The 297-nt window shown below is 58.6% G+C and carries 1 protein-coding gene; it reads right to left on the reverse strand.

Annotated elements, in window-relative coordinates; genetic code table 11:
* Positions 1-100: 100 nt before the first annotated feature.
* The coding region (grpE, locus tag PZH32_RS13115; protein ID WP_275208690.1) for a nucleotide exchange factor GrpE at positions 101-297 on the reverse strand (197 nt) is incomplete at its 5' end.

Raw genomic sequence — 297 nt, forward strand, 5'->3', positions numbered from 1 at the left:
GTTTTGTAATAATCAGGCGTGGACGCCATTCGTTCCACCTCCGTTACTTTTCATCTAACGAATACAAGGGCGCACCATGAAAGTGCGCCCCCGAACAGTCTTACTCTTCCGTGTCCTCAGGCTTCTCCCGCTTCGGGCCGCCCGTGGTAATGGTTACCATGGCGGGCCTGAGCACCTTGTCGCCCATGCAGTATCCCAGTTGGTACACTTGGGAGACCGTCTCGTCGGGAAAGCTGGGGTCGTCCACGGTTCCCACGGCTTGGCAAGCAAAGGCGTCGAAGGCCTCGCCGGCCGGAT

It is taken from the genome of Adlercreutzia equolifaciens, from assembly GCF_029076695.1.
Classification (GTDB): domain Bacteria; phylum Actinomycetota; class Coriobacteriia; order Coriobacteriales; family Eggerthellaceae; genus Adlercreutzia; species Adlercreutzia equolifaciens_A.